The organism is Leucobacter sp. MMO-125, assembly GCF_037148395.1.
Classification (GTDB): Bacteria; Actinomycetota; Actinomycetes; order Actinomycetales; family Microbacteriaceae; genus Leucobacter.
In genome coordinates, this window is sequence record NZ_JBBCTL010000002.1 from 278,198 (window position 1) to 291,573 (window position 13,376).

Genomic DNA, 13,376 nt, shown 5'->3' on the forward strand with positions numbered 1-13,376 from the left:
CACCGCACTGCGGCTTCGGCCCGCACCACCCGCGTTTAGCGCTCCGCAGGTTCCCGGCGGGTGGCCTTGTCACGGTACATCTCGCGGTCGGCTCTCGCGATCACCAGCCCCAGCTTCTCCTCGGGCCGCCACTCGACCAAACCCCATGACCAGGGGTGGGTGCTCTGCTTGTTGAGTCGCTCCATGACCTTGCGCCCGGTGGTCTCATCGGTTTCTGGCAGCACCACCACGAACTCGTCACCGCCGAGCCGGGCGATGATGTCGCTCTCGCGCAACTGCGACTTCCACTGCATCGCGAGATCGCGCAGCACATGGTCGCCGGCGCTGTGCCCCTTCGTGTCATTGACCTGCTTGAAACGATCGAGGTCGATCATCGCCACGCTCACGGGGTGCTCAAAGCGGGTGGCGCGCGCTCGCTCGACGTAAGCGCGATCGATGAGCCCCTGCCGGTTCAGCAGACCGGTGAGGCCGTCGCGGTGCGTCTCAAGCTTGAAGCGCTTCTGGGCGTAGATGCCGGCTTCCAGGCAGAGCCACACGAAGATGAGGATCTTAAGCAGGTTGCGCCCGCCGTAGAAGACGTCGGCTCCGACATGACCGATCACCGCTGCGGAGAGCACCGCCACAAGCACAACGGCTTCGATGATTCTCGCCGCGAGCGGCTTCAGAAAAATGCCGAGGTAGAGCGCAAGCACCGGCATCTGAATGACGGAACCGACCGTGTTGTCTGGTGAGCGCAGCACCGTGAAGTCGAGCACCATCAGCACGCCGTTAGCGGCGACGATCACGGCTGCCGGCCACAGGCCGAAACGGTCGCCCAGCAGCAGAAAGCCGATCGCGCCAATCACCGAGAGGACCATCACCACGATCGTGAGGGGCACGCCGAGTCGGGGGCCGCCATCCAGCAGCATGTCAGCCAGCAGCAGCACAGCGAAGACTCCGCACAGCGTCGCGGTTGCGACGGAGTACATCGTGGCACGCTCGCGGACGTTCGCCAGTACACCCGCCCCGCTGCTCATCTGCGATTCCCCTATCTTCCACACACCTGTGTAGCATCTCTATCCTACGGTGCAAAAGACGCTTATCGCTGGGCTATGAAAGGCCTGGGATCTGGCTGGGAACAGGGAATCTTCCGATTCGGCGAGACGACGACGCTGACTACTCGAGCTCCGCTGCCCCGGCTGCGGCCAAGCGGCGGCGCACCTCATCGATAGGGATCTCGTGCCCGATCCGCCCCTCCGGCCCGCGGCGCGTCGTAGCGCGCAACACCGAATTGATCAGTGCCTCCTCAACCGCGAGCATAGTGGCGTGAAACAGGGGCGAGAGATCTTCATCGCGCGGCGGCGCGACCGGCTCGGCAGTCGAGAACGCGATCGCGTAGTCACCGCTGCCCTGATCAAAGTCGGCGCCCACTCCGCGCATCGCGTAGACCGCGCGACGCGCGACGCGCGCAAGCTGGCGAGACTCAAGCGGCGCATCGGTTGCAACAACGATCATGCACGAATTGCCGATCGTCTCGGCCGAGGGCTCGGGCAACATCTCGGCCGCTGGCATCGGTACTCCCGCGATCCGCAACATGCCAGTGAAATTGCTCTGCACGATCGCACCGACCGTGTACGGAGTCTCGCCGATCGCGGCGAGACGCGACGCAGTGCCGATGCCACCCTTGTAGCCAAGCGCGGTGGTGCCCGTGCCTGCGCCCACACACCCCTCGGCGACGGGGCCACCAGAAGCCGAAGCGAGTGCCTCAGCAACCTGCTCAGGCCCCACAGGGCGGTCGCGGATCGCCGAAAGCGCGCCGTCGTTCGTTTCGCCGACAACAGGATTGATCGTGGTCGTCTGCTCGTGACCCGGCTGCGTGAGCAACTGTGCCACCAGTGCATCGGCGACCCGGAACGCCGACAGCGTGCTCGTCAGCAGGATCGGAGTCTCAATCGCGCCGAGCTCCTGCAACTGCGTCGCACCCACGATCTTGCCGTAGCCATTGCCCACCGCCAGCGCGGCCGGCAGCGAACGCCGCTCGGGGTTGAGCTGCTCCGGCACAATCGCGGTGACGCCCGTGTTGTAACGCTCGTCCGAGATCGTCGCATGCCCCACCCGCACGCCTGCCACGTCGGTGATCGCATTGATCGGGCCTCGGGCATATTTGCCCGACCCGATCCCCAGCTCATCCAGCCGAGGCCTCTCCTGCGCCGTTATGCGCTCCATCGTTCGATCTCCTCATTTTGTTTGCTGCTCGAGTGGGTCAGAGCCCACTGCACTGCCGCCTGCGCCAGCACCTCGGTCGAGTCGACTACAGGGACCGCAAGGCCCTGCGCAGCGGCGAGCGCGACCGGAATCTCAGTGCACCCCGCAATCACCACGCCAGCGCCACGCTCGGCAAGCTCGGCAACCGCTGCGCACAGCGTCTGCGCCGCGGCAGCGCTGCCAGGGTCGCCCTTCACCTGGCGGATCGCTTCCATCACCCGAGCCTGCTCAGCAGCATCGGGCACGAGCAGCGGTTCACCACGCTGAGCGAAAGCCTCCTCGTACAGCCGTGCCCGGATCGTGCCATCGGTGGCGAGCAACCCAGCCCGACCCCCGGGCTCCAACATCTCCCACACCCGATTCCGCGTCTCGAGCACCATGTCGAGCACCGGAATACCCACCGCTGCCCTGATCTCCGGGAGAAAGGCGTGGGCGGTGTTGCACGGCACCGCGATGACATCGGCTCCGGAGCGCTCCAGCATCCGCGCACCAGCCGCAAGCTGCGGGCCGGGGTGAGGCCCGCTCGCAAGAAGGGCCCCGGTGCGATCAGGAATCGAAGGATCCGACCAGATCAGCGTGCGGGGGTGATCCTGGTCGCGCTGCGCGGGTGTGGCCTGCACGATCTTCGCGTAGAAGTCGGCGGTCGCCGCCGGCCCCATCCCGCCCAGCACCCCGATCACCGCGCGGTCGCCCCCGCGGATCGCGCTCACCGGACCCGATCCAGGAAGCCCCGGATCCGCTGCGAGTCGCTGCCGGAAAGCACGCTCTCCGGGGTGCCATGCTCAAGCACCTTGCCCTCATCGAAGAAGCTGAGCGTGTCACCCACCTCCCGCGCGAAGCCGATCTCGTGCGTCACCACGATCATCGTCATACCGCCATCCGCGAGCTGACGCATGGTCTCCAGCACCTCATCGACAAGCTCGGGGTCAAGGGCGCTCGTCGGCTCATCGAAGAGAATCAATTCCGGGTCCATAGCCAATGCCCGCGCAATAGCGACGCGCTGCTGCTGCCCGCCCGAAAGCTGGTGCGGCTTCTTACGCATGTGATCCGCGAGCCCCACACCAGCGAGCTCCTGTTCGGCGCGGGCATGCGCTTCTGCCTTCGACATGCGCTTCACGTGGATCAGGCTCGCCGCGACGTTTTCGATCGCGTCGTAGTGGCCGTACAGGTTGAAGCGTTGAAAGACCATGCCGATCCGCGACCTGAACTTCGCAAGCTGCGCGTCAGACCACTCGTGATACTTCCCACCGCGCAACTCATAGCCCACCTGCTCGCCCTGCACCACCAGGCTGCCGGCGTCGATGGTCTCGAGCGCGTTGATCGTGCGCAGGAACGTCGATTTGCCCGAGCCAGAGGGGCCGATGATACAGCTCACCTCACCCGCACGCACGGTGAAGTCGACTCCCCGCAGCACCTCGTTTGGTCCGAAAGACTTGCGCACTCCGCGCGCGTCCACCAACAGTTCGCTCATCGCGCCGCCTCCTTCTCAGCCTTCTTGCTCTTGGGCAGGGTGATCGCTCCCGTCGCGGCACGGATCAGCTGCTGGCTGAAGCCCGGGCCGCGCACCAGGCGCACCCGGTCTTCGCCGAAGCGCTTTTCGAGCAGCGACTGCAGATAGGTGGCGATCGCCGTCATGAGCATGTACCAGAGGCTCGCCACAATGAGCAACTCGATGATGAGGTTGTTCTGCTTGTAAATGCGGCTCGCATTGGTCATCAGGTCATTGCCCGCAACAACCACGATGAGCGAGGTCGTCTTCAGCATCGAGATGAACTCGTTGCCCGTCGGCGGGATGATGATGCGCAGCGCCTGCGGCAGCACGATCAGACGCATGGTCTGGCCCTGAGTCATACCGCCCGCGAGCGCCGCCTCGCGCTGACCGCGGTCGACCGCTTGAATGCCGGCGCGCACCGTCTCAGCGAAGTAGGCGGCGAGGTTGAGCCCGAGACCGAGCAGTGCCGCCACGGAGCCGCTGATGAGCTGGTTCGTGTCCCAGCGCACGCCGATCTGAGTGAACGGCACCTGCAGCGTGATGTAGGGCAGCAGGAATGCCAGGTTGAACCAGAAGATGAGCTGCACGAGCACCGGGGTGCCGCGGAAGAACCAGATGTAGCCCTCCGCGATCCACCGCAGCACCGGGTTCTTCGACAGCTTCATCACCGCGAGCACCACACCGAGTACGAGGCCGAGAATCGTGGCCGCGATGCTCACCCAGATGGTGACCACGACGCCCTCGAGAATTCTCGGGGAGAAGAGGTACTCCCAGACCCGATTCCACCTGATGTTCTCGTTGAACACCACGATCGACACGGCCCAGAGCACGGCGGCGACCGCGATGGCTCCCACCACCCATCGGCTGACGTGCAGCCTGGGTGCGATCTCGATCGTCGCGCCTCCTGGCCCTCGGAAGGGTTCTGTTCGAGTGCCGCTCATCGCGGTCCTCCTCTCGGTTCCTGCGTTCTCGTGTGCGATGCCCGCGGTGCGGCTCAGGCGCCGGCGTTGATGGTGGCCTCGTCGATGGCCATGCCCTCGACACTCCAGGCCTCGAGGATCTCGAGGTAGGTGCCGTTGTCGATGAGCTCCTGCAGCGCGGCCTGGATCGCCTCCGCCAGCTCCTGGTTCGACTTGTCGACACCGAGGCCCCACAGGCTCTCGCCGCCCTCGATCGCGATGGCCTCCATCTTGTTCTCGGGGTCGGCCGCGCGGGCAGCTGCGACGGGGTAGTCGGTGATCGTGGCGACGGCGCGGCCGCTCTGCACCGCGAGGTTGGCGGGCGAGTCGCCGTCGAAGGCGAGGATCTCGTAGGGGGCCTTGCCAGCGGCCTCGCACTCGGCCGAGTACTCCTCGGCGAGACCGGCGGAGGAGCCGGAGTCGACGACGGCGACGATCTTGCCGCACAGATCGGCGGGAACCTTGATCGACTCGGGGTTGCCGGTGGCGACGAGGAAGGCGTTGCCGGCGCTCACGTAATTGATGAAGGTGGTGGTCTCGCGGCGCTCGGCGTTGTCGGTCATCGAGCTCGCGAGCACGTCGTAGCGCTTCGAGATCAGACCGGGGATCATCGAGTTGAACTCCTGGTCTTCGATGGTCATCGAGACGCCGAGCGTGCGGGAGATGGCGTGGCCAAGAGCGGGATCGACGCCGATGATGCCCTCACCGTCAGAAGCCCACTCCTCCATGGGCGGGTAGCCGACGGAGGTGACCCAGCGCAGGCCGTCGTTCTTGAACTGCTCGGGCAGCAGCGCCGCAGCCTTCTCAGAGGGCTCGATGCCCTCGATAATGTCTTTGGCCTTCTCCTCGTCGGGCACGGCCATGAACTCGACCTCACCCGAGGCCTTCGCCCCGGAACCCGTATCGCTGAGAGACTGCCCGCCGCAGGCCGTCAGTCCGAGCAGGGCGACCCCCGCGACGATCGCTCCCGAGAGCTGCAGTGCTCGCGTGCTGTTCTTCATCTGGTTCTCCATTCGTGGGTGGTGGATGCGCACCTCGGTGTGCGCGGAGTGGATCCTGCTGTGCAGCGTCAGGCTGCGCAGTGGACGATGCGGCCGCCGACGACGGTGGTGCGCACCGTGATCGCGGGAATCTCGTGCGGTTCGACGGCGAAGATGTCGCGGTCGAGCACGATGAAGTCTGCGAGGAAGCCCGGGGCGAGTCTGCCGACATTGTGGGCGAGGCCCGCGGCTCGTGCGCCGCCCTCGGTGAAGGCCCGCAGCGCTTCGAGCAGGGTGAGCCGCTGCTCGGGCTCGCGGCCGCCGGGGGGCTGCCCCTCGCGGGTTTCGCGGGTGACAGCGGCGTGCACTCCGTAGAGCGGATTCGCGGGTTCGACGGGGGCGTCGGATCCGAAGGCGACGAGCGCCCCCGAGTCGAGCAGCGAGCGCCAGGGGTAGTGGGCGATGTCGCGGTCGCCGAGCAGTTCGTTGCTCAGCGGGAAGTCGCTTGTGCAGTGGATGGGCTGCTGCGAGGCGACAACCCCGAGTGCGGCGAATCGTGGCACATCGTCCCAGCGCAGATGCTGTGCGTGCTCGATGCGGTTGGTGAGGCCGGCTGCAGCGGTGAGGTCGCGGTGGCGTTCGTAAGCGTCGAGTACGAGGGTGTTGGCGCGGTCGCCGATGGCGTGGGTGGCGACGGCGATGCCGTTGCTGACGGCCCGTTCCACGAGCTCGCAGAGTTCGTCGAAGGGAATCACCTCAATGCCGTGGTTGCCCGGCTCGCCCGTGAAGTCGTCGTGCAGGTGCGCGGTGTGCGATCCGAGCGCGCCATCTGAGAAGAGCTTCACTGGGCCATCGGTGAGCCAGTCGTCACCGCGGCCGGTGCGCCTGCCCTCGGTGATGGCAAGGTCGAGGTCGCTCATCGCGACGCCGATGTGGACGCGGATCGCGAGGCGTCCGTCGGAGCGCAGACGTTCGAGGCCTGCGCGCACGTCTTCGCCTTCGAAGTTAGTGATCTGCGTGATGCCGCAGGCGAGGAGGGTCTGCTGGGCGCGTTCGAGGAGCTCGTGCAGCTCGGCGACAAGCGCGGCCTCCGAACAGTCGCGGATGTGGTCGCCCGCGGCTTCGAGCAGGAGGCCGCTCGGTTCGTTGCTGTCGGCCTCGCGCTCGATGCGACCGCCGACGGGGTCTGGGGTTGCGGCATCGATGCCCGCGGCTCGCAGACCCGCGGTGTTCGCCCAGACGGCGTGGCCGTCGACGCTGGGGAGGGACACCGGGCGCTCGCCGAAGAGTGTATCGAGGGCCTGGCGGGTGGGCATCTGACCGGCGGGCCAGAGATTGCGATCCCAGCGGCCGCCGAGCACCCATCCTTCGCCGGGGTGGGTGTCTGCCCAGTTGCGCAGCCGGGTGAGCGTTTCGTCGAGAGAGGCGGCGCCGCGCAGATCGGGCGCTTCGAGCTCACGAGCGAGGTTGCCGATGTGGAAGTGCGCGTCGTGGAAGCCGGGCAACACTACGCCGCCGTCGAGTGCGACGATCTCGGTGTCTGCGGGGGCGAGCTGGCGCAGTTCGGCTTCAGTTCCGAGGGCGACGATGCGCCCGTCGGTGACGAGCATGGCCTCGTACACGGTGTTCTCTGACTCAAGCGAGCGGATCATCCCATGTTGGAACAGTGTGGAAACCATTAGTATCACTTACCCTCTCGCATCGCCTTCGAAGCCTGCCCAAGGCTCAGGCTAGGGCAAAACACTCTCGGTATTCCACTTCACGTCTGCGCGAATCGGCTACGCTGAGCATCAGCAGAACTGATGCTTCTCACGAGCGGAGGCCCTCATGCTCAATCCGATCCACCTGCGCACGCTGCTCGAGGTCGTGCGCCTGGGCTCCTTCGCGGGAGCCGCCAACCGCCTCGGCTACACGCCGTCTGCGGTCTCGCAGCAAATGGCCGCACTGGAGCACGACTCCGGGATCCGCCTCTTCGAACGCACGGCGCGCAGCGCGCGCCCCACCCAGGCCGCCGAGGTCATGGCGCAGCACGCCATCACGGTTCTCGCCGACCTCGACACGCTGCTCGAAGCCGCGGCCGGTGCCGGGCTCGATACTCGCGCAGAACTGCGCCTCAGCATCTACGCCAGCCTCGCGCACCGCCTCTTTCCAGAATTTCTGGCCGAGCAGCTCGGCGACGAGCCGCTGCTGGGGGTGCGTCTCACGGTGCGCGATCCCTCCCCCGCCATCCAAGCCCTCCGCAATGGCGAAGAGGTCGACGTGTCGCTCGTCTACCAGGTCGGTGACAGCGGGCTATCGTGGCCCGACTCCGTGCACCCCGAATACCTCGGCGAAGACCGCTACCGCGTCGTGGTTCCCGAAAGCTGGGATCTGCACGGGCACGGCCCCGTGAGCGCCGCCCAACTGGTGGGCCGACCGTGGACCCTGCACCACCCCGGTTCCAGCGATATCGCCGAGATCGAGAGCGCATTCTCGGCCCGCGAACTGCGCCCCAGAGTCGTCGCACGCTGCGATGACTTCACGGTCGCACTGAAACTCATCGGCAGCGGCTACGTCGCGTCATTCATGCCCGAGGTGGCGCTTGGTGAGCTTCCCTCCGGCGTGCGCGTACTCGACGTGCCCGAGCTCGCACTGTCGCGGCGCGTGTGGGCGCTCGTCTCGCGGCGCGCGCCGCAACAGCCCGCGCAGCGTCTCGTGCGCCGACTCCGTGAGGCGATCAGCCGAGACGCGGTGGCACCGGCGTGAGCCCGGCCCCTTCGAGCGCAATTCCCAGTGCGAGCACCTCGCTTTCGCTGCGCGCGGTGATCTGCAGATCGCCGATCGCGAGCGCGGCCAGATCAAGCGCCGAAGCCGGCACCGCGTAGAGCCCAAGCAGATCACGATAGTCCTCTTCGCGTTCACCGACGCGGGGCAGCGGCATCCCCAGCACCGGGCTCACCACGGCGGTGACTCCGAGCCGATCCCAGTTATCGAGCAGCTGCTGGCGCAGGGCCGCAAGCCGATCGCGGCTTGCACGGTACCGTTCAACGGAGACCCCCTGCGTGCCCGCCAGCTTCGCGGCCACATTCGGATCGTATTCCTCGGCCAAACGCGGATAGCTCACCTGATGCTCGCGCGCGATCTCGGCGCGAAACGCCGGCCAGAACGCCTCTTCAATTTCAGCGAGCGGCAGGGTCACGGGCACGAGCTCCACACCGAGCTCGCCCAGCAGGCGCAGCGCGGCAGGGTCGGGATCACCGCAAACGCCCACCCGCTCGGCACCCGCAGCTTTTCCCTCCACCAGCCCGGGCGCCCGCCCGCCCGGCGCGCCGTCGGCGAGCACCCGCCAGGCCTCGGCGACAAGCGAGACACTCGCCGCCATCGGCCCCACGGTGTCGAATGAAGGGCACAACGGCTGCACGCCGGCAAGGTTGAGCACCCCGTTGCGCGGACGCAGCCCCACGGTTCCCGTGCACGCAGCAGGAATGCGGATCGAGCCCGCCGTATCGGTGCCGAGCGCCAACTCCGCAAGCCCAGCAGCGACCGCCGCTGCACTGCCGCCGGAGGAACCACCCGGCACGTGGCCGGAGTACCGAGGGTTGGGCACCCTGCCGTGCCAGGGGTTGTCGCTGCTCACCCCGTAGGCAAACTCGTGCAGGTTCACCTTGGCGACGGGCCTCGCTCCAGCGCTCGCAAGCGCCGCCACAGTGGGCGCGGTCGCCAGAGCCGCTTCGTGACCGCAGATGCGGGATCCGCCCGTCGTGGGCGCACCCTCGACGTCGATATTGTCTTTCACCGCGAGACGCAGCCCGCTCAGCACACCGTTACCGGTTTCAACACCCGACAGCTCGGTGATCACGATGCCCGCAGGCGCATCCGTTCCGCTCACCCGCACCACAGTAGCGGGTGGGCGGGGCGCAGGGCGATCATCACCCCGGCAGCGTCTCCTCTTCCGCGAGCGCATTCACGGCCCTGATGAGCTGGTGCAGCTCGCCGATCGCGCGCCGCTGCGGCACCAGCGTGATACGCGGCAGATCGATACGGTCTCTGTCGGCGAGCTCCTCCGGCGAGGGCTGCGCACACTCGATACGTCCCCGCGCGAGCAGCCAGGCAAAGCGATCGCTCAGCTCGGCGACTTGCCGCTCGCTCGGCGCACGCCGCAACCGCAGCACCAAACGGTCGTACTGCACTGGCAGGGTGAGCGCCGGGGCGGCAGGTGCGCCCGGCTCGGGCTGCGCCCCAGGAGCGAGCTCGGCAGTCGCCCCGCGATCCGGAACCCACCGCAGCGAATCGTAGTTGCTCCAGAACCCGGCAATCTCGGCCACTGCAGCATCGACCGAATCAGTGATCAGCACCCGATCAAGATCGCCGGGCGCCACCATCCCATAGTCGGCGAGCTGCTCACGCACAAAGGTTTCGAAGCCTCGCCAGAACGTGCCACCGGGCCGATCGAGCAGCACAATCGGAGTCGGCACCGCCTTCCCCGTCTGCTGCAGGGTGAGCAGTTCGAAGGTTTCGTCGAGCGTGCCGAAGCCGCCCGGCAGGCACACGAACCCGCTCGACTCTTTCACGAGCATGAGCTTGCGCGTGAAGAAATACTTCATCGCCACACGATTGCCGTCCTGGTTCACCATGTCGTTCGGCTTCTCCTCGAACGGCAGCCTGATTGACACGCCCAGAGAATGCTCCGGGCCGGCACCCCGAACCGCGGCCTCCATGATGCCGGGGCCAGCCCCCGTCACCAGCATCCAGCCACGCTCGGCAAGACCCTTTGCAACAGCTTCGGCCTGCTCCCAGAGCGGGTCACCGGCCCGAATGCGCGCCGAACCGAAGATCGTGACCTTCGGCGTACCCTCGTGCGCCGCGAAAATATCGAAGGCTCGGCGCATCTCGGTGAGCGCCGCCGCCGAAAGCTTCAGATTGGCGCGGCTCGCACCATCCTGTCCCAGCCCCAGACTCGTCTCGACGAGCTGCGAAACCAGCTTGCGCTGCCCGCGCACACCGGCCTCATCGAGCAGAGCGGCGATCCGCTCCCGCAGATCATCGCGGCCCGCGATCACTCCCCCGTCGTCCATGCTTCGAGTCTACGAGGCCAAGGGTGCGACACGCACGGCCGCGGTGAGAGCCCCTGCTCAGATCGTGACGACCTCGGGCTTGCCCGTTCCCGCCGTATGGCCCATCTCGTCGGCGATACGGTTCGCCTCTTCAATGAGCGTTGCGACGATCTCACTCTCGGGCACGGTCTTGATAACCTCGCCCTTCACGAAGATCTGGCCCTTGCCGTTGCCGCTCGCAACACCCAGATCGGCCTCGCGCGCCTCGCCTGGGCCGTTTACCACGCAGCCCATCACGGCAACGCGCAACGGCACGCTCATGCCCTCGAGCCCCTGCGTCACCTGCTCGGCCAGCGTGTACACGTCAACCTGTGCGCGACCACACGACGGGCACGAAACAATCTCAAGCTTGCGCTCGCGCAGATTGAGCGACTGCAGAATCTGCAGCCCTACCTTCACCTCTTCGACCGGGGGTGCCGAAAGCGAGACGCGGATCGTGTCGCCGATGCCCTCCGAAAGCAGGATGCCAAACGCCGTGGCGCTCTTGATCGTGCCCTGGAACGCGGGGCCGGCCTCGGTCACACCGAGGTGCAGCGGCCAATCGCCCCGCTCGGCGAGCTGACGATACGCCTTCACCATCACGATCGGGTCATTGTGCTTCACCGAGATCTTGAAGTCGTGGAAGTCGTGCTCTTCGAACAGCGACGCCTCCCAGACGGCGCTCTCAACAAGCGCCTCAGGCGTGGCCTTGCCATACTTCTGCAGCAGGCGCGGATCGAGCGATCCCGCGTTCACACCGATGCGGATCGAGACACCGGCGGCCTTCGCGCGTCGCGCGATCTCACCCACCTGATCGTCGAACTTGCGGATGTTGCCCGGATTGACGCGCACCGCAGCGCAGCCGGCATCGATTGCGGCGAACACGTAGTTCGGCTGGAAGTGGATATCGGCGATCACCGGGATCTGGCTCTTCTTCGCGATGATCGGCAGCACCTCGGCATCGTCGCGCGAGGGGCACGCAACGCGCACGATGTCACAGCCCGAGGCCGTGAGCTCGGCGATCTGCTGCAGCGTCGCGTTGATGTCCGTGGTGGGGGTCGTGGTCATCGACTGCACCGACACAGGGGCGTCGCCGCCCACCATCACCGAACCGACTTTGATCTGGCGGGTCTTGCGCCGGGGGGCGAGGACCTCGGGGATCTTCGGCATTCCTAGATTCACTGCTGCCACGCACACGAGTCTAGCGCCGACCGCTGAACGCCGCCCGATGACGCCTCAGTAAGTCGGAGCGGCGGGCAGGCCGAAGTAGTCTTCGAGGTTCGCGATCCCGCGCGCCCGCATATCGCCGGCCACCTGCGCGCCGACGTAGCGGAAGTGCCACGGTTCGTAGATGAAACCGACCACAGGCTGCTGGCCGGCGTCATAGCGCAGAATGAACCCGAAGCGGTGAGCGTTCTCACGCAGCCAGCGACCCGCCGCGGTGTCACCGAAGCAGCTGTCGAGCGAGCACCCCGAGCCGTCGTCGAGGTCGGCGGCTAGCCCCGTCTGGTGCTCCGAGTGCCCCGGGCGCGCCGAATACGTCTCGGCAGCGGCGAGCCCGTCGCGCGCCGTGTAACTCTCGAACAGCGACGTCTGCAGGCCGTAACCGCGATACCCACTGGTGATGATGAAGGGCACGCCCGCCGCCGCAGCCTCGGCGTACATCGCTTCGAGCGCGGTGGCAGCCTCTGCTCGCAGCGGCTGGCCATTGGGGTTGGGGATGCCCGCCGGCATGCGCAGATCACCGGGCTCCCACGAGATCGGCTGCAGGGGCCGCTGCTTGTTCACCACTACGGCGATCGAAGCCGGATCGTCGATGTTCGCCGCGGCGGCCGGCCCGGCGGCGGCCTCGTGCTCGGCTCGCGCAGCGTCGAGGGCGGCGGTGAGCGCCGTCGCCGACGCGGCCGCCTCCGCCACAGGCGCCGCAGCGAGCGATTCGCCCGCCGCGGCAAGCGCCTGACGGGCCTCGGCCGATGCTCCCGTCAACCCCGCCGCCTGATCCGCCACAACAGTCACAAGTGCGCCACGCGCAGTATCCACAGCGGCCACAACCGCGCGGCGCTGCTCGGTGACAGCCGCAAGCGCAGCGTCATCGCTCTGCGCTGCCCCTTCGCGTGCGGCGATCGCGGCCTCGATCCGCTGGGTCGCGGCACGCAGCTTTGCAGCATCCTCGGGTTCAGCAACGGATGCCGGCCCCCGTGTGTCGCCCGCCCCGCCGTGCTGCGCCGCCGTCTGCTGAGCCGCTGTTGCTGCACCTTCAAGCGCAGTTCTCGCGTCGACCCCCACCAGAGCCTCGGGCAGCACCGCCGCCAATTCCCGAGCGGCCGCGATCTCACCGTCGAGCCCTTGCAGTTCAGACGACAGCGAACCCGGCGCAGCGTCACCACCGATGGCCTGCCACCGCGCCACAGCGGCACGGTAGGCGTCGCGGGCATTCCGCTCCTCAGCTGCGCTCACCGCGACACACACCAGGGCTCCCGCCAGAACCGCCGCAAGAGCGGCCGCACCCCAAACAATCACGCGGCGCCTGCGGGCAGCTTCGGCGGGCTGCGCGGGCGCCTGCGGTTCGGATACCCGCGGCTCAGGCGCCTGTTGCTCGGAGAAGTGCTCGTTCACGACGCCAAGTCTA

Annotated in this window: 12 protein-coding genes; 1 reads left to right on the forward strand and 11 read right to left on the reverse strand. The window is 67.2% G+C overall.

Translation table 11 applies throughout. From position 1 onward, the window contains the following. Positions 1 to 35: 35 nt before the first annotated feature. From WFI54_RS06010 to WFI54_RS06040, 7 genes are all read right to left on the reverse strand, one after another. Positions 36 to 1,016: a GGDEF domain-containing protein gene (locus tag WFI54_RS06010; RefSeq protein ID WP_336651887.1), complete on the reverse strand. Its 981-nt coding sequence runs from the start codon at positions 1,014 to 1,016 to the stop codon at positions 36 to 38. Between the two features lie 139 nt (positions 1,017 to 1,155). Continuing rightward, positions 1,156 to 2,205: a P1 family peptidase gene (locus WFI54_RS06015; RefSeq protein WP_336651888.1), complete on the reverse strand. Its 1,050-nt coding sequence runs from the start codon at positions 2,203 to 2,205 to the stop codon at positions 1,156 to 1,158. Then, the gene (locus tag WFI54_RS06020) at positions 2,193 to 2,954 is read right to left on the reverse strand and encodes an aspartate/glutamate racemase family protein (protein WP_336651889.1); all 762 of its coding nucleotides are present in this window, start codon (positions 2,952 to 2,954) and stop codon (positions 2,193 to 2,195) included. Before WFI54_RS06020 ends, WFI54_RS06015 begins: the two co-directional genes overlap by 13 nt. Beyond that, the gene (locus WFI54_RS06025; protein WP_336651890.1) at positions 2,951 to 3,715 is read right to left on the reverse strand and encodes an amino acid ABC transporter ATP-binding protein; all 765 of its coding nucleotides are present in this window, start codon (positions 3,713 to 3,715) and stop codon (positions 2,951 to 2,953) included. The genes WFI54_RS06020 and WFI54_RS06025 overlap by 4 nt, the downstream gene beginning before the upstream one ends. Beyond that, on the reverse strand, positions 3,712 to 4,677 hold the full coding sequence (locus WFI54_RS06030; RefSeq protein ID WP_336651891.1) for an amino acid ABC transporter permease: 966 nt from the start codon (positions 4,675 to 4,677) through the stop codon (positions 3,712 to 3,714). Before WFI54_RS06030 ends, WFI54_RS06025 begins: the two co-directional genes overlap by 4 nt. Positions 4,678 to 4,730: 53 nt before the next feature. Beyond that, positions 4,731 to 5,696 carry an ABC transporter substrate-binding protein gene (locus WFI54_RS06035; protein WP_336651892.1) on the reverse strand — a complete coding sequence of 322 codons (966 nt, stop codon included), beginning with the start codon at positions 5,694 to 5,696 and terminating at the stop codon, positions 4,731 to 4,733. Between the two features lie 68 nt (positions 5,697 to 5,764). Further along, positions 5,765 to 7,354 carry an amidohydrolase gene (locus tag WFI54_RS06040; RefSeq protein WP_336651893.1) on the reverse strand — a complete coding sequence of 530 codons (1,590 nt, stop codon included), beginning with the start codon at positions 7,352 to 7,354 and terminating at the stop codon, positions 5,765 to 5,767. A 148-nt stretch (positions 7,355 to 7,502) separates the two neighbouring features. Here WFI54_RS06040 and WFI54_RS06045 point away from each other — a divergent pair, with 148 nt between their 5' ends. Continuing rightward, positions 7,503 to 8,420, forward strand: coding sequence for a LysR family transcriptional regulator (locus tag WFI54_RS06045; RefSeq protein WP_336651894.1), 918 nt, complete (start codon positions 7,503 to 7,505; stop codon positions 8,418 to 8,420). On the opposite strand, the gene WFI54_RS06050 is transcribed toward WFI54_RS06045, so the two are convergent. The 4 genes from WFI54_RS06050 to WFI54_RS06065 all read right to left on the reverse strand — a co-directional run bounded on the left by WFI54_RS06050 (position 8,392) and on the right by WFI54_RS06065 (position 13,363). Further along, the gene (locus WFI54_RS06050; protein WP_336651895.1) at positions 8,392 to 9,543 is read right to left on the reverse strand and encodes an amidase; all 1,152 of its coding nucleotides are present in this window, start codon (positions 9,541 to 9,543) and stop codon (positions 8,392 to 8,394) included. The genes WFI54_RS06045 and WFI54_RS06050 overlap by 29 nt on opposite strands. Positions 9,544 to 9,583: 40 nt before the next feature. Beyond that, positions 9,584 to 10,729 (reverse strand): TIGR00730 family Rossman fold protein, encoded by a 1,146-nt coding sequence (locus tag WFI54_RS06055; protein ID WP_336651896.1) that lies wholly within the window; start codon positions 10,727 to 10,729, stop codon positions 9,584 to 9,586. A 57-nt stretch (positions 10,730 to 10,786) separates the two neighbouring features. Beyond that, positions 10,787 to 11,917, reverse strand: coding sequence for a flavodoxin-dependent (E)-4-hydroxy-3-methylbut-2-enyl-diphosphate synthase (ispG, locus tag WFI54_RS06060; RefSeq protein WP_336652199.1), 1,131 nt, complete (start codon positions 11,915 to 11,917; stop codon positions 10,787 to 10,789). Between the two features lie 66 nt (positions 11,918 to 11,983). Beyond that, complete coding sequence (locus tag WFI54_RS06065; RefSeq protein ID WP_336651897.1) at positions 11,984 to 13,363, reverse strand: M15 family metallopeptidase; 1,380 nt, start codon at positions 13,361 to 13,363, stop codon at positions 11,984 to 11,986. Positions 13,364 to 13,376 lie beyond the last annotated feature (13 nt).